This window comes from Haloferax marisrubri (assembly GCF_001469875.2).
Taxonomy (GTDB): Archaea; Halobacteriota; Halobacteria; order Halobacteriales; family Haloferacaceae; genus Haloferax; species Haloferax marisrubri.
Genome location: NZ_LOPW02000018.1, coordinates 186,993 through 207,633, shown reverse-complemented (window position 1 = coordinate 207,633; position 20,641 = coordinate 186,993). Strand labels below are relative to the sequence as shown.

At 54.9% G+C, this 20,641-nt stretch carries 12 protein-coding genes and 2 pseudogenes; 3 read left to right on the top strand and 11 right to left on the bottom strand.

The window, feature by feature from the left end; all coding sequences use genetic code 11:
• Position 1: 1 nt before the first annotated feature.
• The 10 genes from AUR65_RS19575 to AUR65_RS15780 form a co-directional block, all read right to left on the bottom strand.
• On the bottom strand, positions 2 to 511 hold the full coding sequence (locus AUR65_RS19575; RefSeq protein WP_146047429.1) for a hypothetical protein: 510 nt from the start codon (positions 509 to 511) through the stop codon (positions 2 to 4).
• 8 nt (positions 512 to 519) lie between these two features.
• Entirely contained in the window at positions 520 to 687 is a 168-nt protein-coding gene (locus tag AUR65_RS19770; RefSeq protein WP_158250847.1) for a hypothetical protein, read from the bottom strand.
• Positions 688 to 1,325: 638 nt separating this feature from the next.
• The gene (locus AUR65_RS15815; protein ID WP_058567797.1) at positions 1,326 to 2,582 is read right to left on the bottom strand and encodes a phage NrS-1 polymerase family protein; all 1,257 of its coding nucleotides are present in this window, start codon (positions 2,580 to 2,582) and stop codon (positions 1,326 to 1,328) included.
• 343 nt (positions 2,583 to 2,925) lie between these two features.
• Positions 2,926 to 7,104 (bottom strand): ATP-binding protein, encoded by a 4,179-nt coding sequence (locus tag AUR65_RS15810; RefSeq protein ID WP_058567796.1) that lies wholly within the window; start codon positions 7,102 to 7,104, stop codon positions 2,926 to 2,928.
• Complete coding sequence (locus tag AUR65_RS15805) at positions 7,094 to 9,295, bottom strand: VirB4 family type IV secretion system protein (RefSeq protein ID WP_058567795.1); 2,202 nt, start codon at positions 9,293 to 9,295, stop codon at positions 7,094 to 7,096. The genes AUR65_RS15810 and AUR65_RS15805 overlap by 11 nt, the downstream gene beginning before the upstream one ends.
• The gene (locus AUR65_RS15800; protein WP_058567794.1) at positions 9,288 to 10,397 is read right to left on the bottom strand and encodes a hypothetical protein; all 1,110 of its coding nucleotides are present in this window, start codon (positions 10,395 to 10,397) and stop codon (positions 9,288 to 9,290) included. The genes AUR65_RS15805 and AUR65_RS15800 overlap by 8 nt, the downstream gene beginning before the upstream one ends.
• Before the next feature lie 6 nt (positions 10,398 to 10,403).
• Positions 10,404 to 11,471, bottom strand: a complete 1,068-nt coding sequence (locus tag AUR65_RS15795; RefSeq protein WP_058567793.1) for a hypothetical protein — start codon at positions 11,469 to 11,471, stop codon at positions 10,404 to 10,406.
• A 2-nt stretch (positions 11,472 to 11,473) separates the two neighbouring features.
• A complete protein-coding gene (locus AUR65_RS15790; RefSeq protein WP_058567792.1) occupies positions 11,474 to 12,316 on the bottom strand; it encodes a hypothetical protein in 843 nt (280 codons plus the stop codon).
• Positions 12,313 to 14,055 (bottom strand): hypothetical protein, encoded by a 1,743-nt coding sequence (locus AUR65_RS15785; protein ID WP_103429267.1) that lies wholly within the window; start codon positions 14,053 to 14,055, stop codon positions 12,313 to 12,315. The genes AUR65_RS15790 and AUR65_RS15785 overlap by 4 nt, the downstream gene beginning before the upstream one ends.
• 30 nt (positions 14,056 to 14,085) lie before the next feature.
• Positions 14,086 to 14,508, bottom strand: a complete 423-nt coding sequence (locus tag AUR65_RS15780) for a hypothetical protein (RefSeq protein WP_084816474.1) — start codon at positions 14,506 to 14,508, stop codon at positions 14,086 to 14,088.
• Positions 14,509 to 14,731: 223 nt separating this feature from the next.
• Here AUR65_RS15780 and AUR65_RS15775 point away from each other — a divergent pair.
• Positions 14,732 to 15,729 (top strand): annotated as a pseudogene (locus tag AUR65_RS15775) (IS630 family transposase).
• 812 nt (positions 15,730 to 16,541) lie between these two features.
• Here the strand turns inward: AUR65_RS15775 and AUR65_RS15765 are convergent.
• Positions 16,542 to 17,366, bottom strand: a pseudogene (locus AUR65_RS15765) (IS5 family transposase).
• A 313-nt stretch (positions 17,367 to 17,679) separates the two neighbouring features.
• Between AUR65_RS15765 and trkA the strand changes: the two are divergent.
• Positions 17,680 to 19,017: a Trk system potassium transporter TrkA gene (gene trkA, locus AUR65_RS15760; RefSeq protein WP_058567788.1), complete on the top strand. Its 1,338-nt coding sequence runs from the start codon at positions 17,680 to 17,682 to the stop codon at positions 19,015 to 19,017.
• Positions 19,014 to 20,510, top strand: a complete 1,497-nt coding sequence (locus tag AUR65_RS15755; protein WP_008096858.1) for a TrkH family potassium uptake protein — start codon at positions 19,014 to 19,016, stop codon at positions 20,508 to 20,510. The genes trkA and AUR65_RS15755 overlap by 4 nt, the downstream gene beginning before the upstream one ends.
• Positions 20,511 to 20,641 lie beyond the last annotated feature (131 nt).

The window sequence follows — 20,641 nt, the reverse complement described above, 5'->3', positions numbered from 1 at the left end:
CTCACCAGGTGAGGTTGACGTCTTCCAGTGAAATCGCAGGCAGATCAAATTCAGCAGGACTGAGTGCTGCAAAGTCACTGTCATCAGTGAGGATATGAGGACGCTCATAACGGTATTCGTATGCGAGGAGGAAGATCGGAACGTCCTTCTTTTGAATACCAAGTAGATGACTCAACAGTCGGACTGTCGACCCACCACGTACATCCTCAAGTGTTGTTTCACGGACTGCCTCTGCAGGAAAGTCGGCTCTGATCGAATCACACGTCCAAATGAGTTCGAAAAGCTTCTCGAGTACACGGTCGACATCAGTTCCGGATACACGTTGGGAACGGTAGAGTCCGTGTTTGATTTCCAGAAGCATGTATGGTGTAATGGCCGTTTCGTACGTCCCCGACAGAAACCCTTCAAAAAAGCTCAGACGTTCACCTAATATGTCAGAGTAAATCTCGACTGGAAATTCGTCTGCTGTAGCTGCATATATCCAAACGTTGCTGTCTAGAACAAGAAACATCCCAGTCGTTAGTCGTCTGCGCGAACTTGCGTTCGGTCAGTCGAGATATCTTCACGAAGATTTTCGCGATCCCAGTTCAACTCTTGATTGAGCTCTGCCAACTGGGCTTGAATTTCGGAGGCATCGCTCTCTGATTCCATCGCTTGCTTCCACAGGTCTGCTGTTTTATCGCTCATGGAACGTGCCTCCTGTCTATTATAACAAAATCGTCCACTGGTTATAATACTGGCGTCTGCTGGTGTCCGGTTTGTGTTGAATCGAGGCCGCCGAGATGATGTTGCCATCCGTTCGTTAAGATTGCCGATTGTAGAGTTGTCGCACCGGCTTCACACTGAACACGTCGGTCGACTCAACAGGAACGCTGTGACTACGGTCGGTCGCGAGCGAATCCGTCTGCGAAAGTCGATCGATTAATTCGTTGCGTACGGATTCCCGGCTGACTGTCGTCTCATGCCACCCGAGACGCTCGTCGTAATGACGTTTGTAGAACGTCTCTGCAACGTCATCAGCTGCGATAAATTGGGTTCGTTTTGTTCCCCACACGTTCGATGAGACGTACTCCGCACCGACATCCTCGTGAGTGAGTTCGACGAGAACACACTCAACGAACGCGACAATCGAAGTGTGGTGGCGGTCGTTTGGGATAGTCAGTCGGAGGTTTGACCACGGGGACTTGGGTTGATTCGAATTGTTCAGTGGTCTCTCGTTGCTACCGGTGTGTTGCTGTTGCTCAGAATGCATACGTTGTCTTCAGGGCACACAAGTTGCCCCGTCACCCCTGACGGGGCTACAAAACAGAGACAGCTATCAGATGCTACTCGGAGTTTCCGCTGAACAACCGTCTCGTTCGGCTGAGTAGCGACGTGTTGTCTGAGTTGTCTTCGGTGCCACCGGTTCGTTGTCCTTGTCCACGATCGTCCTCGTCGCTCTGGCCCGAAGGGTCGGCAACGAGGTCCTCAAGCTGGCTTTCGAGTTCTGCGATACGCTCGTCTTTCTGTTTAATCGTCGCCTCAAGCTCGCTCACACGGGTAGACAACAATTGGTTCTTCTCGACAAGATAGGCGTTCTGACGATTTGGCTCGTCAATATCCAGGTCGGCGGTCACAGGCTCCGTTTCTAGCTTCGATTGCGTCGATTCGTTTCTTGGACTGGGGTCGTAGTACTCCGACGTCGCCTGAATCGCTCGCTCAATGGTCTTCTCACCGTATGTCGACCCATCGGCGTAATGCACCTCGTCCCATTTCGCTCGAAGAAGTCCCGATTGTCGGAACAACGTGTCCATCTGTTTTGTGTCTCCGCCAGTCCAGAAGGCCAGCAGACAACACAGCGCCATGTCTGCTTCCGAGTTGCTGTCGTAGCCAGCACTGTTCCCATTCCACAGGCGTTCGAACTTTGGGCCGTTCGAAGCGTTCTTCGCTTTCTTCAGTAACTCGTCGTCTTCGAGGTCGATTGTGGGTGTGGTTTTCGCGTCGTCCCTGACGCTCGTATGTTCGTCACGTTCGGGGTCTTTGTTCTCTGAGTGTAGTTGGACGTATTCACGATGGATCGCTTCGAGCGCGTCCTGTCGGCGTTTGACGTGTCCGGACGTGTCGCTGACGCGATCGCCGGTGACGGTGAAGAATCGTGCTGTGTCGTACAGTTCGATATGTCCACGTCGGTTCCGTCCGTCGGGGAGTTCTCCTTTGATGAGCACGTGGTACCCCGTTCCCGAGGGTGAGACCTCTGTATAGGAGTCGAGTCGGTCGATGATGTCCTGTGCATCGTCGTCGACGTCGCCCGTCTCTGGGTCTCGGCAATCGTCCAAGTCGACGCCGACGATTGGGTCGTCTTCGGTGAACACGAAGCCGATTCCATCTGCGTTCCTGTTGGTCACGAAGTCGAGTGCTGTTTCGAAATCTGACCATGTGTCTGGGTCCGTCGACGATGCAAACGAACCCTCGCCAGGGACCACTGGAATCTTCGTTTGCTTCCCGTCTCGTTTCTCGCTTCGCCAGCATACCCACTGGTCTCGTTCGACGAGTTCTGGTGGGAGTTTTTCCTGTGTCACGAATGTGGTAGTTTCTTTCGTCATTGTTGCATCTCAGTTGTGGCTGCGCGCCTCTCGCGCCACGATAAAATCTCCCGAGCAATTGCTCGCCCGTCTACGACGGCCACCCCCCACCCTATACTAGTCGTTTTTTGCCGTAACAGATTTTCAAATCTGCGAGTAGAAGACTCGTTCCGTGGTTGTACGCGATGTACGGCATTTTCTGAAGATCCAGTAGATGTAACGCCATTCTCGGATTTGCCGTAACGCGCCGCAGTCTTGCGTTTTTGCAGATATTTACGAACGAGTAGACGCCGTTGGCGTAACGGGGGAGAGAAACGCGGTAGAACGACACCAGAGGCCCCAGAAACCATGTTTTGACTGTGCATCACCTTTTACTCAGATTCTCCAGTGCAATGCCGTTGTAGCTGCGAACAACCTCGCCATTGCGGCGCTCAGTGGAGCGCTCAAACACTATCTGATTATTGAGACGTCTGCTAAACCAACTCTTTGAATCAGGGCTGATTTGGTGCTTCTCAGCCCACATTTCATACGTCGAATACACCTCTGCGGCAGGGACTGAACTATGCTCGTCTTCGACTATCCATTCAGTTACGAATTGTTCGACAACTGCGTCTGGGTCGTCTTTCCAACCGGGCTCCAGAGTAGGTTCTGAAGAGGTGTCCGAATGGGGTTTGGATTGCTCCCTGTTTTCTTTGGTTTCGGCTAGGTCTTCCCCGTGGGCATTCTCAAGGAGCGAATCGAGTGGCTTCTGTGAACCACCATCGTAGACGACTGCTTCATCGTCTTCAGAGAGGATGACAGTAGCATAGTCGTCTGTATCGAACGTTGGATTCAGCAACTCATTTTCAGGGACGAACGGCTCTTTGATTTTCACCCATTCTGCCTCGAATGCACCCTTAGACTCGTAGACGTGTGTTTCCCCACGGCCATACACGAGGTATTTGTCGACTGCAGGGTCGTAGCTGTACGTTGCTGGTACGCGTTCTTTCGTAATCGAGGACCGCTCGGAGACTCGGAGATACTCTGTGCCGGACCCATCGCGGAGAACAATCGAATCATCCTCCAAAGCCCATACAGTACGTTTCGAGTCGTCACCACCGTTCATAGGCCGGACTGCGGTAACACCGCCTTGTTCGGTCGCCCCGCCGTTGAACATGAGCGGCGAATCGTAGGTGTAGAACCACGTTTCACCGTTTGCGAGTTCTCGAACCGGTGGTGAAAGGATATTTTCGACTCGTTCTGCCCAGTACGTCTCTGTGTCTCCAGGTCGAACAACAAATACAGGGAATGAGCCCTCTTCTTGCGCTTTCCGAAGGTTTGTGAGCACCTTTGCGGGCTTTCCAGGTGTCGACGTCTCAACCTCAATTGCGAACGCCTCCTCTAACTCGGGATGAGTCGCTCGTGCGTCAGGCTTCTCGCTTCCATCCTGAGATAAAATCGAGACGGTGAACCCGAGTTTGGAAAGTTCTTCTTCGACTTCCAAGAGTGCTGCATCGTGTTCGTCTCCACCAGCGGATCGAACGTCTCCAGTATCTGGCGTCGAAACATCTTCGCCCTCCTCACTCAACCGGATGATTACTTCGTCAGCGTCGATATCGACGGTCGTTTCGAGTAGTCGCGAGCGCTGTCGGATACTCGCTAACTCATCGTACGATGGTACGTTGGCTTCGACCTCGTCGAACAAGCGTCGAAATTTGTCGTCAACTGCTTCGACCGAGACCCACCCATTCTCTTCACGAACATCTCGTTGGAGTTGGATACTCCGAACAACCTTCGCGAGAACGACGTCTAACTCAGCATCGGTGACAGTGAGAATCTCTCGGAGTTCTTCGGGCGTCTGTGTACTCGGGACCGATTCGTTGGAGACGCCAAATTTGCTCTCAGCTCGTTCATGCATCGCTGAGAGCGTCTCTTTGAATTGCTGTTCTTCTCGCTCAGTAAGTGGGTAGTCGCTTTCTGGATGCCCTGCAGGGATTGGCAGTGGTTTGATGCTGAACGGATACGGTCCCGTCTCACCGAATTTGGGGCTCGGGAGGTTGGCAATCCACTCGCCACGAGGGAGCGACCGAATCCGGTTGGAGAACTCGTCAGGGTCCAACCCTTCGTGGGCCATCGCTCGGGCGAGTTCTCGGTCGACGTTAATTTGGCCGACAAGTGAGCTACCGATGTTGTTCAGGGCGTTCAGGTAGACTTTCCGCCCGCCCTCTGCTTCCATTTGCTCGGGGAATTGCATCGACAACCCGACCGAGAGTCGGAAGCTTCGGCCCTTCTCCAAGAGTCCATTCATGATGTCGGAAACGACGACTGAGGACGCCTCGTCGACGAGGAGGTTCACCACATAGTCCTCGGGATACTCGCTGACCTCGCGTTTCCGCTCTTTGAGCGCGTCGTCAAGGTTCGAGAGAATCAGACCGGTCATGAGACGCGACGCATCATCGCGAAGGTCGCCAAGGTCGAACAGGATTACCTTATTCTCGTCAAGGATGTCGCGGAAGTCGAAGCGATTCTCTGTGTTGTTGAATACCTGAGCGAGATACGGTCGGTCAGAGATGTAGTTGAGTCTGTGGCCAACACCATCCATTACGGCTGAAAACGAACTCGGGTCTTTCTGGAGTTGCCGTCGGAGCGTTCGGGCCACATTCTCCTCGCTCGATTTGGGAAGGTCGTCGAAATTCGCGTTCGGTGGGCCTGCCTGTAGGACTTGATCAACGGCGTGCTCCAGCTGGCGATGTGCAAAGTAGTCAGCCGATTCTCGATAGAGCCCATTTTCTCGCCCGTGTTCTTCATCGAATAGTGCCTTGATGAGCGTCCGAATCAACGTGGGAGAGACGACCGCCCTCTCGTAGCGCTCTCTGCCCATGACGAGCTTTAGGATTTCTTCGTAGTGCTCTGCTTTTCGCTGGACAGCATCTTCACGAAGTCTTCCATTTTCGAGGGCTGGCTCAAGATTGAAAAACGAGAATCCTGGGAGCACATCCGGTATCGGGAAGTGGACCACGTTCTCTTCGAGGTCAGTTGTTCCGAAGCGCCGAGCGTGTGCTCGCATATAGTTCTCGGCCATTCCGTCGCCTTTCGGTTCGACGACGATGACTGGCCCTTCGGTATTCTCGTGGAGCGAGAGAATCTCGTTGATGAAAGCCTTCGATTTCCCTGCACCAGTAGTCCCAAATCGGCCGTAGTGAGTTGGCAACAGATTTGGTGGGATGCACGTCGGGACGTCTTCGGGGTCGCCATTCTCATCGAGAGCATACCCAATCGCCATCCCATCACGGAACTCCTGCATGAGGTCCTGATGAGGACGTGGGAGTGGATTTCGACTCTGTTGTTCAGCACGAGTCCCCCGAGCACCCTCGACGCTGAGTTGGTCACTCGACGGAACAAGGAGGAAGTTCGCTAACTCGTCAGCGTTTAAGATGAGGTCTGGGCGTGTCTTCCCACGACCTGTCTCTAACTCTCGGTCCAGAAGATTCCGGAGGTGTTTGCGGGCGTTCTTTTGCTTCGTTTTCTGACGCCACCCCTGTTCGTTGATTCGCTGTCCATCGAGGCCGTAGAACGGCCCGTCCAGTGGGTCGAACACTGGGAGAATTGACCCGACTTTCGAAGCCACGTCATCGGTATCAGCGTCAGTTGGTGGAACAGCGACCGTCCGAAGGTTGACTGAATAGGTCTGCTTTGGACGCTTCGCAGTAATTCGGTCAATACGGTCTTGGACGCTGTCTGGTAGGTTGCGTTCTCGACGACGACGTCTGTCTTCGTGTTCGTAATCGTCGAATTCGAAAATCGGGCCGATGTACCGTTGTCCGAATGTATCTCGCCCATCTTTGAGGTCTTCGACGCGCAGTTCGGCGTCTGCTTTCCATTCAGGATTCCGCTGGAAGACAACCTGGAATCCGATTGGATATTCGAAGTCGCTCAAGTGGTCGATAAGTGTCGCTAACGGCGTAATCGTGATTTCAGCACCTACATCCTCACCCGTAGTCGCCTTCGTGAACGGAACGAGCGTCGTCATCCAATCCCGCTTCCGTTCGGCAGTCCCCCGCCACTGGACGCCGACTGGTTGGAGTTGCTCTATCGATGGGCGGGCATGAATTGGTACTGAGTCAGATTCGGGATCGTGTCTTTCAGACTCTGCCGAGTCACTATCCTCATCACGCCCGTCGAATTCATCCCATAGCTTCCCGGCTTCCAGTGCTTCCTCGAATTCTTCGCGGGTGTACTCCTGTTCGGGGATGAGTTTATGTGCAGGATCCAGTTCCGTACGCTCGATGTCGAACGTCGACGGGTAGATCGACAGAAGTCGCGACTCGAGTGTATCGAGGTGCTCAGTTGCCCCGTAGTAGAACTCAACCGGTCTATCCGTACCCTCACTTATCGCGAGGAATTCGAAGCGTGGTGGCTCAGAGGAGTTGAGTGGATTCAACTTGCCAAGCAGCCCAGTCTCCGAGGTCGTCGATAGTTTATGGAGACTGCTGAGGACCTCGACGATACCGTTGGTTCCGAGTTCTTCAGACGTCGGTGTGACACGGAGATATTCACGCTCCATCTTCGGACACCTCCTGAGAACCACCGTCAGTTTTAGCGGAAACAGTGGTGTGTTCACTCGAAAGAGAGCTGTCTCGGAGCTCTTCACGAAGTGCCTGTATCTCGGGGTCAACCGTGTCGCCCCCAGCACCCGGAAGCGACTCAGCAGACGACTCGGTTGGGTCGAAGTCGATGACCTGTTTCTCTTTGGGCATCGCTTCGACACGGATTCCACGCCACTCACCGTCGACACCAACGAGTGCTTCAGAGTACCCTGCGTCCTCGTTCCCGGGAATCGCGTCCTGGACGAAGCGCATCTGGGCGTAGTTCAATCCGAACTCCTTAGCCCACGTTTCGTCCATCCCATCGAGATGGTGGAACTGCTTGACTGCACACTGGTCGAGGATGGCCTCGGACTCGGCGTGCTCGAAGAACTCGTCGACCGTCTGTGTGACCAACCGAATTGAGAGATTGTGGTGCCGGTGGTGACGGAACACCGTCTCCAAGAAGGCCAAACTAGCCGCGTCCTGCATGATGTACCGCGCTTCGTCGATAACGAACACAACCTCCTTGTCCGTCTCTTTTGCCCGCTCGTAGACGAGCGAGATGAGGAGTTGCATCGTCAGCGCTGTACTGCTGTTGACGCTCCCCTCTTGTTGGGCCAAATCAAGGTAGATGACCTTCTCGTCACGGATGTTGAAGTCCGACGCTCTACCGAGATTCGAATATCGACCCTCGTCTTCGAATGGTCGGAGCTGATCGAGAAGCCACGTTGCGTCATCACGGAGTTTACTCGCTTCGGCGTCAGTCCGAACGACGAACTCCTCGGGAGATTCCACCATCTCCTCGAAGACGTCCATCATATCACGGACAGTCGGACTCGGATTCCCGTGTGTGGCAATGTCGTCGGTGATTCCTTGTCGCTCATACGAGCGCTTGAGACCGAGTTCGAGCGTTGTTCGTCGGTCACCGAGAGAGATGCCACGGAGTGCGAAGTAGTTCGTGAGGAAACTCATCGCGTCATCGAGTTTCTCGTTGAACGGACTCGCGTCCTCACCCATCGCTCGCTGGACGTGCTCTGGTGTCTGCCGAATCTCTAAGGGGTTCAGCCCGAGTGTCCCACCAACCGTAATGCGCTTCGCGCTGAGTGCTTCGGCGACACCAGCCCAGTTGTTGAGAGGTTCGAGGATGATCCCGATTCGGTCCTTACTCTGCTCGATAGAGCGGATGAAGTTCTGCTTCGAGCCGAATGATTTCCCAGATCCGGTGTCCCCGACCGTGAACATCGCATAGCCATTGTCACGAGCAAATGGGTCGATGACGACCGGACTGTGTGTGTCTTTGTGGATTCCGAACTCCACGCCTCCTTCTTCGAGAATTGTCGCGTTGTGTGGCGATGCAAGTAGGGCTCCTACAGCTCCGCCAAGGGCGATTGACTCTCGGCCAAAGACGTTGTCGCCAATCGGTGCTGCAGATTGTATCGCCAAATCCTGTTTACAGATGGCCGTCTTTGGCGTGAGGCTGGCTGGTTCATCACGGAGTGCACTCTTCACGCTCTGAACGGCGTCTCGAAGTTCATCGCGTGTGTCGGCGCGAACGGTAACGAAGAGCGACTGATCGAAGACACTGGTTCCACTCTCAACAGCGTTGTACGTCGCAGCGGCTTGGTTTGCACGCTGTTGGAGGTAGCCACTTCGAACGCTCTTTTCGAGATCTGCGTCGACCTGGAGGTCATCAGCGATGTCTTGGAGTTCGTTCAGCGCACGCTGCTGGTTCTTTGGTCGGATATGTGCCGTGAGGTCGAACTCGACGTCTGTCAGCTGGAACAGGTCGCTGAGGTAGCCGTCGTTCGGGTAGTCCGGGTAGTCGGTAATGGAGAGCGTCGTTGTCCACTGCTCGCCGACGTGGGCTGCACGGGTTTCCCATTCGACAGCGGCGGGTGCAATCGTCGTCTTGTGTGATTCTGCGATGTCATCGAGGAGTTGCCCCTCGCCGTGACCCGTTTCCAGTGTCTCCTCGTCAAGCACATCCGAGAAGTCAACTTCGGGTTCTTCCTCGGTAGTACGGCGTTTCCACGCGAGGATGCCGATAAGGCCGACTGTGAGTAACCCAGCGGCATAGAGCATCGCACCCTCCGGTGACGTCGGTTGTTGAAGCCATTCGAGGGTCTGACCGATGAGTTCACTCTCGGTCTGGAGGGCGAGATTACGCATCGAAACCATCCTCCCGACGAGAACTCCCGATAATCGGTTGGTCTCGAATCACTCGCTTGGGGTTGTCGTAGTCGTGCTCGTGGCCGTTCCAGAAATCCATCGTCAACACGAACAACTCGACAGTACTGAGTCGACGAGCGGACCATCCCGAGGCCTGCTGGATGAACCCCGACTCGATGCTAGCAATCTTGCTATCGAGTTTTTCGAACATACGAGCGCGTTGTTCGGCTTCTGAGAGGTCTTCGCGGCGGGTAACGAACGGGTTGAATAGGAATCCAATGACAGGGATTTCGGTCAGTTTCTCTGCCGGGGTTCGCTCGTCGTGGGAACGGTCATAGACTTCGAGTGGCGACGCTTCGACACCGATAAAGAAGCGTATCTGTTGGGTTCCACGTTCTCGCATCGCCCGTGGGCGTCGCTCGCGGTATTCTTCGAGGAGTTCACGGAAGATTGGGTTTCGAGAGACGTCTTCGTCGGAAAGCCGCTGTTCGATGTTCTCAGTCAACTGTTCGACTGGGAACGACCGCGTCGTCGCGTGGAACTTGAGCTTCGAGTCAAGTTCCTTGTTCGCGAATTCGGCCCCCGCTTCCTGCAGTCCAGCCCAATCATCGGACATGGCGAAATCCATGTTCCCCGGGTTGATTTCGATGAACGCCTCCATCGCACCGTCCGTTCGCTGTATGGCACCTGCACCCGGCCACGCCCGTTCAACATTGGTGAGGTCCTGTGTCCGTTCGTCAGGAGTGAAGGGTGTGTAGTTCGCGAGACCACCATCATTTCGAGCAGAGTTATCCGAGGCTTCGGCTGCGCTGAATGTTCGACTCGGTCGCTTCGCATACCGATACATGTCCTTCGCCCATGTCCACGCATTGAGGTGGTCGGGGGCGACGTAGACGATGGCCGCCCCTAGGCCAAGCCCTCCAGCGATGAGTGGGAGTGAGAGTGAGTCGATTCCGATGAGCCCTGCGATGAACAGCCCCACGAGTGGGAAGGCGATGAGGACGCCGACATCTCCTTCCTCGACATTGAGGAATGGGATGCGGCTTTCCTCACCGAATTGGTCCATGATACGGCGTGCTGCTGCGTCTGAATCTGTCGACATGATGAATTAGGAATTGTAGTTGTGCGGGTCGTTCTCGGTTCGACGATACTGGGGTGTGTTCTGGGTGTCTGAGCCACCTTCAGTCCGGGCGGCCGCTTTCTGTGCAATTGCATGGCCAGCAGCGGCCTTTGGGCCCCATCGAGCGGCGGTTGTGGCGACTCCGGCGCCACCAAGGTATGCTCCAGCGGCCACGCTACTGACGACGACAGTACCTCTGCTTGCCGTTCCGATGGCTTTCGCGGTCAGCGGAGTTGCGTAGGAGAACGTCTTCCACGTCAGGTAGAGGGCGATAACGGGGAGTGAGACGGCGACGAGATACTGCAGAAAGGCAGTCGCTGGCGAGAACGTCCCGCTGGCGAATAGCAGGTCGTAGCCTTTGAAGACGACTGCTGCCGGGAGTGGGAGGACGACTAAGGGAACGAACCGTTTTGCGAAGCCAGTCGCGATGTCAGAGAGAACGGGGATGTTTCCGTATCCGAGCGCGATGGCAATCGGCATCCCATAGACGTAGACGTACAGCAAGATTTCGCGGATGAAAAAGAGTGCCTCAATCGCCCACATCGAGATACCTCCGAGTGCTGCAAGAAGGAGGCCTAATATGGGATTGAAAGTGACAGTGTTCAGGAATCCTCCGAGTACCCTCGACAGGCTAGAAAGAGATGGAACGAGAGCGATGGCAAATCCGTCTACAAGGTACAGAGAGACTGTACCAACCCAGTACCACGAGATGATGAAAACAGCACCAGTCCAGGCATTCTTTTTCGTTTTTCGAGCTTCATACGTACTCCCCATATTGAAGATACGAATCACGTGTCGACCCTGGACACTCATCACGAGCAGCAGCAGCGCAATGAGCATGATTTCGCCGCCAACAAGCGCGTCCCTAATCTGAATCCACGGGCTGTTTGACGGGGTGCCAAACACAAACGCACCGTTTGTCTGTGGGGTAGGCGTACCGAATAGCTCAGCAGAGAGTGCAGTGTAACCTGTCTGGATTCCCTCGGTGAATGAATCTGTGAGCCACTCGATGACATCTTTGAATCCTTCTAAAACAACGTCAATGAGGTCAACCATGGTCAGATCACACTGATTTCGACCTCGCAGTCGATCATTGTCTCCGAGCCAGAATATTTGACTTCGAAGTTCTCCGATACCTCGTCACCAGAAACTCGTGTTCCAACATGAACAGAGAACTCACCGGTGTCTGTGTCCACACTACAACCCATACCCTCGTCGCCGGTCTGTGCACTAAATGGGAGAGAGTTACTGTACACATCTCTGGTCTTGCCAGCCGGGATGACTACCTCATCAGCCTCATAGATTCCCTCGTTCCGTGGGTTCTCAGCCGGATTAGGAACATCTCCCAGGAACCGGAGTGAGATTGCTGCATCAGGACCAGTTCCAGAATTTCGAATTGAAACAAACGCTTCACTGTCTTTTCTTCGGTCAGTTTTACTCTCTCCATAGACCTCATCCCACGGCTTGTCGGGGTTGTTTCTGAAGAGGCCGACATCGACGATTTCGAGCTCAGGGCGAATCTCTAGACTCGTCTCGTCGACAGTATCCTCACCCTGAACCGCTAACACACGGAATTCGCCGGGGTCGTACGCAGTCCCAATCTCGAATGAAACCTGTCGAACGCCGGCAGCAACCTCGCGTCGTCCGAACAACTCACCATTCGGTTGAATGAGATTGACCTGGTCGACCTCAACCTCAGAGCCAAGTTCGACAACAAGTGAGGTCCCTTCGACAGCGACTCTGTTCAGGACACCCTGGGCTTCAGAACCGTCATTCGCGGTGGTAGTCCCATCACCAGTCTCACCACTGCCGTTGAGACAGCCAGCAAGTCCAGCGAGTGAGAGACCTGCTGCGGTTTGGAGGACGGTACGTCTATTGAAATATGATTGATCTCGTTTCATGGATATCGTTCAGAATCATCTCGTGGTCCGAAGAATCGGAGGACGCGCTTTCCGGCGTAGAACATCACTGCGAACGGGATGAATTGCCAACCGACCTCAACGAATAACGCAAACCACCCATCGAGGGTACTGAGTGGGTGCCATCGCGCAGTTGCCGTGTCGGAAACGTACGCGGGGTTAGCCACAAGCCACGTACTGGGGTGGTAACGTGCTGTGTAGAATCCCGGCTGATCGACCGTCACGACCGCAACGCCAGACTCGTTCGTTCGAACTTGCTGGCCGGCAATCGTGATGTACCCACCACCGGGTTCGCCATTGAGTGTTACCTGGCGTTCGTCAGCTGTGAGGTCAATCGGTGTACCCGTCTCGTTGTCCTGAAGCTCAACTCGGATTGTTGCTTGGTCGTTCGTCCGGTCGATCACCTCTGCAGTCAGCCGACTTTCACGGAGCTCACGCTCTGGGCCACCGCCAACGTCAGAGGCGGAAGGAGTGGCGTTGATGCCACGGACGATGCCAGCGACACGAAGTGCGTCACGGTCAACTTCGTCTGCCCGAACGGCGAGTCCGTATGTGGGCGTGTACGACTGGTTGACGACTTCGACTGAGACGGTGTCTGCAATAGTGGACTGTGGACTCGTGCGCTCTTGGCCCCACGAATCGATTATCGTCGGCCCATTACGAATTGGTTCAGTCCGTGGGCCAATTCGTGACGGATACGCGTGGACATACACTGGAAGGGCATCTGATGAGACTTCTGTCTCGTTCGACTCAGTTGCACGGACGAGAGAGTCCCATCGAGGGTCACGAGCGGTGTAAAACCGCCAGACACCACGAACACTCGACTCACCATCCTCGGTGAGCGTGTATCCTTGCCATGGCCGTGACTGGAAGATGGCAACCCCAGTGTCACCATTGGGATACTTGGCGTAGTAGGAGTACGCTCGAAGATTGTAGACCTCGACGTCGACTGAATCAGAGACGGTAATCGTCTCAGTTGGGTACGTTACTTCTGTCTGGGTTCGGTTGCCGATTGATGTCTCGGTCGTCTTCTCTAATCGCACTTCGATGTCCGCTTCGAGTGTGAGCGTCGTACTCCACGCCTCGTCGAGTTGATAGTCGAGTGCGGGCGTATGAGTTCCCGAAGACTGAGCGACGACGTCGTCACCTGCTTTCAGCCGAACGTCTGTGATTTTATCGTCGACGAGTGACCACGAGACATCCGAGTTGTTCGATTGACTCCCATTCGGGATGCGAACACGATAATCGACGAAGCCACGAACAGTGCCGTCAGGGGCGACGTAGAGTGGCGTGTCGCCTGCTTCGATGTGTCCTCGCGTGGACGGGTGGACAGCGAAGAGTGTCGCGTGTGCGTCCTCAATGAAGACGCCATCTTCGAGAGAGGCGTGTTCTGGGTACAGCGACGTCTGTGAACCACCGGCTTCCAAGTCACCGAAATCATTGCGTGTCCACGTCGCTGCGGTCGCGGGCGGACGCGTGAACGTGATGTCCGTGCCATTCGCGAGTTGGTGAATCGCAGTTCGATCCTCGCCGTAACGCTGGCGGTACTCGGTCTCGTTCATGTACTCATCTGAGTCACGAGACCACAGCGTCGCTGACTCGTTCTCGGTCAGCCCGTTGTCTTCCGTCCCTGGGCGTGGTGGGGTTGCAGTCACGAGCCCCGCGATGCTACTCACTACGAGGAGGCAAGCAACCACGACGGACCACGCGTCTGTACGCATTAGGGAAACTCGAGAGTGTGAATCTCCGAGTTACCAGGGTGCGAGGTCGACACACTGGGCGAGCGGGAGTCCCATCATCCCCCCCGCAACAGTGTACAGAGGGCCGAGTATGGACAAGATGAGTCCAGACTTCAGCGCTGAACGCTTGTGGCGCTTGAGGCTCTTCTTTTGGTCGTGACTCATCGTGAATACCTCGGCGAGGGAATCAGCCTGCCAGACAACGACGAGACCGATGATGCCGAGAGCAGTGGTTATCTGGAAGAAGCCCTCGATCATCTCGGGGAGTTTGTCTGCACTGCAGATGACACCCTGTTGTGCTGCGGCAGGTTGTGCGAGCAAAACTACGCTCAAGATGGCAGTCGTCGCGATAACGCGGCGAACAGAACCAAACCGAGTCGATTCTTGATTTGAACTGGAGACTGTATTGGGAGCGTTGTCGTTTGATTTGAACATGTACGTCGAATATTACGGGCCTGTCCCAAGGCCCAATTCTCAACAATATCAAATCTAGACCAGTATTAAATTCTGTTGATTAAGAAATTTGTAAATAAAATACTATTATCTAGAATTTTTCTAGATTTGAATACAATAGTCAAGTGACGTGTATCATGAAAATCACGGAGCCAACCTATAGTAACCGTTAGAGATTTTTACTCAAAGACTCTTATAAGATATAATGAATCATCTCGACGATATTTCCGTCGAGGAATTGCAAGACGTTCTCGACAACGTGGACGGAAAGAAGCCGACACAACGGCTCTTAGCAGCTATCACGTACAAGAGCGGTGTCACACAGACCGAGCTAGCCCAGTGGTACGATGTTCAGCGGCGGACGGTCTACAGTTGGCTCAAGCGACTCGACACCGACGAGCCGCTTGAGAAAGCCGTTTCTGATGATAAATGAACTAGGAGAAAGCGAAAGCTTGCAGAAACATAGCAAAACAGATTTCAAGAAAACGTCCACGAACCTCCTCAAGAAGTTGGGATCGATGCGCCGGCGTGGACGCCGGCGCTTGCCCAAGATTTCCTCGAAGAAACCTACGACGTCGAGTATTCAATTCCGAGCTGTTGGCGGTTACTGAAAGAAGCAAGGTTGAGCTATCAGAAACCACGCTGTACAGCCGCCGAAGCCGACGAAGACGAACAAAAGCGTTCTACGAAGAACTAAAAAAGCGGCGGAAGATGGACGCCACGGTAGTCTGTATCAACCAAACCAAGAAATCGGTACAAGTTGAGCCGTGTGCCGCGTGATTTCCGCGCGGCACGCCGCCCTCGGTCGAACTCTCTGGTCAACGCGACTGGACGTGTCTGCTGGGCGAGATCACCGAGGACGGTGATCGCTTCTTCTCACGATTCGAAGAGTACGTCACCGCTGAACACGCGAAACATTTCATTTTGGAACTATGTAAAGAATTTGAAGATGGCTTGCTCGTGGTGCTGGACGGAGCGCCGTATTTCCAGGCGTCGGCCGTCACGGACCTAGCGGCCCGTGACGACCTCGAATTCGTGACGCTTCCATCGGACTCGCCGGATCTAAACCCGGTTGAGGAGTGCTGGAGACAGCTTCAAGCATCTCTGAGTAACCAGTTCTTCGACTCACTTGACGAGCTAACAACAGTGATTGATATCGCTCTTGAGCAACCTTCGGTTCCAAAGGTGAGTAACAACTTCTAACGACTACTATAGCCCTGGCGAAGCCCCAGTAATCCCAATCCCAGCGAGGTGAATCCCGAACCCAGCGGCAAAGGAGAATGCGGACACCACACTCGAACCAGTCCATCGTCTCAAGCAGCAAGGATCGCGCTGACTACCAGTAGCCCAAACGCAAGATACTCCCATCGAAACACCGATACGAGAACCCCGATTACGCCGCCAACGCCAATTCGGGGTAGTTTAGGAATCTACGGACAGAGCTATGACTTCAGTCAAGAATCAATGACGGTTCTACTTCGGAGTGAAAGAGGGAGGGGTCCCTCTGACGTGTATCAGGCCGGGCATCCTGGAACACGCCAATGCTGGTGGTTTAGAGGCACTCAGCACGATTGTAGTGATCTACGACCGTCTTCAAGTTAGCGGTTACGTCTATCCTTGAGATGTCGATTAGATATTTTGATAGGACGTCACCGGGGGCATTTGCTGGGCATTCGTTGGCAGCCCACCTTTTGTTTAGAACTGTGGAACCGCCGATGGCCACTGAGAAACTATTACGAGAGCGAAATTTAATGGACAATAGTTACTATATCACATACAAGATGTTCCAGGGGCTCATCGCGTTTGTGGCATCGATGTTCGGTGAGGCCGTGAAAATCGCAAAATGGCCATTTAACACAACCAACGGAAAGGGTCAGTACGTCACTCCTTCAAACCACCATTTCCTGACCGGGAAGGCGAATCTCGTGGTGACTATCGGGTACCGTCTGGGTCGGGGGGGGGTGAATTTCGGAAAGGCACGGCTCTGGTGAATCGCCATACAGCGGTTGATTTGGCTATGTTGCGGCACGCTTGGTGTTATGAACGACACATTTCAAGACGAGTTCACGAAATTCACGGTACCACGTTCGCGCTCGCACGGCATCGCCGTGCGTGGCTTAATCGACGAGAAGACGGTATCACACATCGATCTCTGGCGGTATCGAGGTCCATCGACCCGCGCGTTATGCGCGTGGTCGATGGGCCGGAAGATGCGATGTTTAATCAGCGGTCTCACGCCTTCTTCGCGTAGTTTTTCGCTAACTGTATCCAGTCGTAGCCTTTGTCGGCGGCGAGGCTGTGCAGGTCGCCTGCGTTGCGCAGGCGACCTGCCAGCTGTGTGTCGTGGGTTTTCTCGGTCGTGCAATGAACGTCGAGAACAGTTTGGGTTTGCGTATCGACGAGAGCCGTCGCTTTGAGTGTCTGAACGCGGTGATTCGTGCGGCGGCAGTAGTGCTTGCTAGCGTTTTCGCGGTCGAAAAACGTGGCATCAATGGCGGCGTGACCCGAGAGGTCGTGCAGCTGCGTCCCGAAATCCCATAGCGATTTCGTGTGCGCACAAATCTTTGATTTGTGAACGCCGACAGGCGCAGCAGCACTCGCCAGACCTTCATCTGAAACTTATCAAACGCCTTAACGAGCGTCGAGTGATCAGGGAGATCGCCCTCTTCGAGGCCGATCTCGGCGAGAATATGCAGCATTTCGCTCAGCAGATCCAGTGCGTTGCGGTACGACTCATCGAGGTAAATCCGCAGACAGTGCAGCGACACGAGAGCGTAGTCGGCGACAACATTTTTAGCCAACGTGACCGCTTTTGTCGTGAAGCGGGAGATTTTCGACATAGGCATCGACAGTCTTCCATTTCAACTCCTTTGAATTAACGACCGAATCCGCCGCCGTCTAGTGATTCACCAGAGCCATTCCGTGGAGAAACACAGTTGCCGGAACAGCCCCGTGGTGCTTGAACAGCGCGACGTCGATACTCACTTTTGTGAGAGGCCTATTGTGTCTCACAACCAAGACTACTCGCCCATTCCTTATCTGGACAGTACCCAAGAATGTTCCATCTCAGAAGACCAGACCCGAAATGTCGTGAACGGCTTTTAGTAGGCCCCATCCGTTAGGTATCCCAATGGTTACGTCGAGAGGACAGCCATGCGCGTGATCGTCGTCGGGGCCGGTGAAGTCGGAGCGAACATTGCGGTCAGTCTCGCTGAGAGTCACGACGTCATCGTCATCGATATTGATCCAGAGAAAGTCGAGGACCTCACGTATTCGAGTGATATATTGGCGATTAAAGGGGATGGGACCTCGCTGAGAATACTCGAAGAGGCAGGCATCGCCGAGGCAGATATGCTCATCGCCAGCACGGACGACGACGAGACGAACTTAGTCACCTGCGGGACGGCGAAGACAACGGGCGATGTCTTCACTATTGCTCGGGTCCGGAACGCGAACTTCCTCGATACGTGGACGCGATCAGAGAGGGCGTTCGGGGTTGATTTCATGGTCTCGACGAACCTACTGACGGCCAACGATATCGTCCGCGTCGTCGGGCTTCCGGCCGCCGTCGACGTCGACCCGTTCGCCGGTGGACTCGTCCAGATGGCCGAGTTCGAGGTGGCGGCAGATTGTGAAATCGAAGGACAGACCGTCGAAGAGGCGGACAAGTTCGATGCGCTCACGTTCGCAGCACTAGTTCAGGAGGGCGATGTCGTAATCGCCCGTGGACAGACACGAATCGAAGCCGGAAACAGAGTGATCGTCATCGGCAGTCCAGAGAGCGTCCAAGCGTTTTCGAAAACTGTTGCCTCAGCTGAAACCTCAGATGAGGCTCGTGATATCGTCGTCGTTGGTGGGAGTGACATCGGGTACCACACGGCTAGGTTGCTCGAAGAGCGCGGCCTCGAACCTCGTCTGATCGAACAAGACGCGGATCGCGGCCGTCAACTCGCCGAAGACCTTCCCGGAACAATCGTGATGGTACACGACGCGACGGACGTGGACTTCCTTGTCGGTGAACACATCGACCGGGCGGACGCAGTCATCGCAGCGACCGACAGCGACGAAAAGAATCTCTTGGTCTCGTTGCTCGCAAAGAACATCGGTGTCGCTCGTACGGTCGCCGTCGTCGAACAAGGGCAGTACGCAAGCTTATTCGAAGCGGTCGGAACCGACGTCGCGATCAACCCCCGTGAAGCGACCGCGGAGGAAATCGTCCGCTTCACACAGGAGGGACAGGTCGAAAACCTCTCGCTCATCGAAGGTCGCCAGGCAGAAGTGCTAGAGATCGAGGTCGACGAGGCAAGCGTGCTCGCGGGACGCCCCATCCACGAGAGCGTTGCTGAGCTTCCATCCGATGTGGTTATCGGTGCGATCACTCGCGATCAGGAGTTCATCGTTCCCCGTGGCGGGACCGTCATCAACGCAGGTGACCACGTCGTTCTCTTCGTAGCCGCAGACGTCCTCTCTCGCGTTATGGAGCTCGTATGAGAATTCGCGTCGATTGGCGGGTTAGCTGTCGACTGGTCGGGACGATTCTCAAATGGCTGTGGGTACCACTCCTCCTTCCGCTTGGAATCGCCCTCTACGACGGAACGGCGCTGCTCCCGTTCATCTTCCCGATACTTGGGACAGCACTCCTCGGGGTCGGGCTCGAACAGCTCACCGACAAGCGTGACCTCCGAGCGCGGGAAGCGTTTCTGATGGTCTCGCTGACGTGGTTGAGCATTGCGCTCGTCGGTGCGGTCCCATTTGTTCTTGCCGGCGAGGGAATGCTTGTAACGCCGGTGAACGCCCTATTCGAGAGTATGAGCGGAATCACGACGACCGGAGCAACGGTCATCGTGGATTTCGAACGCCACTCACGGGCCATCCTCATGTGGCGAGCGGTCCTGCAATGGCTCGGTGGACTCGGTATTCTCGTTCTGGCGACGGCTGTCCTCTCCCAACTGTCCGTCGGCGGTGCACAGCTCATGGAGACCGAAACCCAGATTCAGGACGTCAACAAGCTCACACCCCGAATTTCGGAAACAGCAGCCCTTCTCTGGAAGATCTATATCGGCCTGACCGGGCTCCAGGTGGCAGTTCTCTACGGACTCCATTTGATCGGATACGCGCCGGAGATGACGCTGTACGACGCTGTAGCGCATGCGTTTACGACCATCTCGACGAGTGGCTTTTCACCCCGTGGCGACAGCATCGCTGCCTTCTCGCCCGCCGTTCAGTGGGCGATTATCCCGTTCATGGCAATCGGTGCCACGAGTTTCATTCTACTGTACTTCGCCTTTCAGGGGAACTTCGACCGACTCCGCAATAGTGACGAATTCCGCTTTTACGTCGGACTGCTCGGGTTCTTCACGGTCGGTGTCGGGGGGGTGTTGTTGGTTGACGGTGCTCCCTATACAAGCCTCGAACAGATAGCTCGGCACGCACTCTTTCAGGTCGTTTCGATAATGACGACGACAGGTTACGCGAGTACGGATTTCAACCTCTGGTCGGCAGCGGCCAAACATCTCCTGTTCGTCTGTATGTTCATCGGTGGGATGGCCGGTAGTACGACCTGTTCGATCAAGACGCTCCGGTGGCTCGTCGTTGTGAAAGCGTTCAGTCGAGACCTGTTTACCGCCTCGAATCCGAGCGCGGTCCGACCAGTCCGCCACAGTGGGAACGTCGTCGACGAAGAGACGGTTCGGGACATCTACGCCTACACACTGGTTAGTCTCGTGTTCTTCATCGTCGCGACAATCTTCGTCGTCGTCGACGCATCCCGAGTACAGCTGTCAGTCACCGAATTCGAGGCCATGAGCGCTGCGGCAGCCACGTTCTTCAATGTCGGGCCGGCGTTCGGAATCGCGGGACCACTCGAGAGCTACGAGCCGTTCCCGCAGTCGACGAAGATCGTGATGACCTTCCTCATGTGGGTCGGTCGGATCGAAATCATTCCGGTGCTGGTGTTACTGACGCCGTCCTACTGGCGGTCGTGAAAAGCGAGGTGAAATGACACTAGTTTACTTGCGTTCCACTTCTCGATGTCCGGGCGCTCATCACCCTCTTGGGACTCGTCGGGTCACGCTGAGCGTGGAGGTCAACTACTCCGACACGGGAGAGTCGTGTT